At 76.2% G+C, this 2,109-nt stretch carries 3 protein-coding genes and 1 pseudogene; 3 read left to right on the top strand and 1 reads right to left on the bottom strand.

Features of this window, described 5'->3' with window-relative positions:
* Window positions 1-99: 99 nt before the first annotated feature.
* The 3 genes from AB0K34_RS46520 to AB0K34_RS46510 are packed head-to-tail and all read left to right on the top strand — an operon-like array spanning window position 100 to window position 1,805.
* Window positions 100-963, top strand: a complete 864-nt coding sequence (locus AB0K34_RS46520; protein ID WP_364554946.1) for a CNNM domain-containing protein — start codon at window positions 100-102, stop codon at window positions 961-963.
* Between the two features lie 59 nt (window positions 964-1,022).
* The gene (locus AB0K34_RS46515; protein WP_138636846.1) at window positions 1,023-1,256 is read left to right on the top strand and encodes a helix-turn-helix domain-containing protein; all 234 of its coding nucleotides are present in this window, start codon (window positions 1,023-1,025) and stop codon (window positions 1,254-1,256) included.
* Between the two features lie 3 nt (window positions 1,257-1,259).
* Window positions 1,260-1,805: a Clp protease N-terminal domain-containing protein gene (locus AB0K34_RS46510; protein WP_138636847.1), complete on the top strand. Its 546-nt coding sequence runs from the start codon at window positions 1,260-1,262 to the stop codon at window positions 1,803-1,805.
* Here the strand turns inward: AB0K34_RS46510 and AB0K34_RS46505 are convergent.
* Window positions 1,806-2,109, bottom strand: a pseudogene (locus AB0K34_RS46505) (hypothetical protein); the annotation flags it as partial. It lies immediately after the preceding gene.

Genomic DNA, 2,109 nt, shown 5'->3' with positions numbered 1-2,109 from the left:
AAACAGCGGAAACACGCATCACCGCGCTCCTCGACCCCACCGGGGAACTCCCGAGCGCGCACGAGGGCGACGAGATCGACGTGATCCTGACCCGCGGGGATCGACGAGCTGTCGCTGACGCTCGCGGGCGCGCAGCTCGGCATCACGATGTGCTCGCTCGGCCTCGGCCTGGTGTCCGAGCCGGTGTTCGCGGGGGCGCTGACCCCGCTGTTCCACACCGCCGGCCTGCCGGGGGGCGCCGCGCACGCGGTCGCGTTCGTGCTGGCCCTGGCGCTGGTGACGTTCCTGCACATGGTCGTCGGCGAGATGGCGCCGAAGTCGTGGGCGATCGCCGACCCGGAGCGCTCCGCGACCGTGCTGGGGCTGCCGTTCCGCGCGTTCGCGACCGTCGCGCGCCCGCTGCTGGCGGCGCTGAACGGCGCGACGAACCTGCTGCTGCGCGCGGTGGGCGTCCGGCCCGCGGAATCGCGGGAGGTGTCGCGCACGCCGGAGCAGCTGCGCAGCATCGCGGAGGAGTCGCGGCGGCTCGGGCTGATCGCGGAGGGCGAGCTGACCCTGCTCACGACCGCGCTGGACGCGCCGCGCGTGCCGCTGGCCGGGCTCGTGGTGCCGGTCTCCGACATCGTGTCGGTGCCGGCGGCCGCGTCCCCGCAGGAGGTCGTGGACACCGCCGCCCGCAGCGGCCACACGCGCCTCATGCTGCGCGACCCGGACCGGCCGGGCGCCGCCCGCATGGTGCACGTCCGCGACGCCTACCTGGCCCGTGCGCGGGGCGCGGCGACGCCGGCCGGGCGGCTGGCGCACCCGGTCCCGGCGATGCCGGTCGGGACGCCGGTCGGGGAGGCCGTCGCGATCCTGAAGTCCCACCACAGCCATCTCGGCCTGGCGGTGGCCCCGGACGGCGGCATCGCGGGCCTGGTCAGCCTGGACGACCTGCTCACCACGCTGCTGACCGTCCGCTGAACCACCGACAGGCGTCAACATCGGTTGACACGGCCGCGATGTCAACCTACATTGACGCCATGAGCGATGGAGTGACGCTCGCCCAGGAGGCGAGCAGCCGGGACCCGGCGGTGGGCCTGCGGGCCGTGCGGGCGCTGCGCGAGCTGGCCGAGCGGCTGGAGGCGCTGCAGGTCGCCAGCGCCCGCGAGCAGGGGTGGTCCTGGCAGGAGATCGCGGTCTGCCTCGGCGTGAGCCGGCAGGCCGTCCACAAGAAGCACGGCGGCGGGCGCCGCCTTCTCAAGAAGGAGCAGTGAGGGATGTTCGAGCGTTTCACCGACGGCGCGCGGGCGGCGGTCACCGGCGCCCAGGCGCAGGCGCGGGCCCTCGGCGCGCCCTTCATCGGCACCGAGCACCTGCTGCTGGCGATCGCCGACGGCGGTGACGCCATGGCGCGCCTGCTGGACGGGCACGGGCTCACGGCGGAAGGTCTGCGCGCCCGCCTCGCCGGTACGAGCCGGTCCCCACTGGACGCCGACGCGCTGAAGAGCATCGGCATCGACCTGGACGCCGTCCGCGCGGCGACGGAGGCGAGCTTCGGCGCGGGCGCGCTGGACTCCCCCGCCGGGGCCCGGTGCGGCGAGAAGGGCCATCTCCGGTTCACCCCGAGGGCCAAGAAGTCGCTGGAGCTGAGCCTGCGGCACGCGATCCGGCTCAAGCAGAAGCGCATCGAGAGCGGGCACATCCTGCTCGGCGTGCTGCACGACAAGGAGTTCATGGCCGCACGGCTGGTCACCGGGGCGGGCGTGGACGTCGGTGAACTGCGCGCCGGCGTCGAGCGCGCGCTCGCCTCCCGGGCCGCCTGATCAGCCGCCGAGGCGGCCGGAGAGGGCGGCGACGCAGGCGGCCCTGCGAGTCGGATCGTCCGGGAAGCGGCGGCGGCACTCGGCGGCGACCCAGGACGGTGTGGCCGGGCGCGCGGTGCGCGGCTTGCGCGCCTTGTGCCTCGGGTGCCGCACGGGCGGGCGGGGACGCGCCTTGCGGGGCGCCGGGCGCGGTGCGGCGGAACGCGGGCGCGCCCGCTTCGGGACGGCCCGCCCGCCGGGCGCCCGCTCGCGTTCCCGGTCGGTGGTGGTCGCCGGGCCGGGCGCCGGCGCCGGCGGAGGCGCC

The organism is Actinomadura sp. NPDC049382 (genome assembly GCF_040677125.1).
In the GTDB taxonomy this organism is placed as follows: Bacteria; Actinomycetota; Actinomycetes; order Streptosporangiales; family Streptosporangiaceae; genus Spirillospora; species Spirillospora geliboluensis.
The sequence above is the reverse complement of the archived record's forward strand: the minus strand, read 5'-3'. Positions and strand labels throughout refer to the sequence as shown.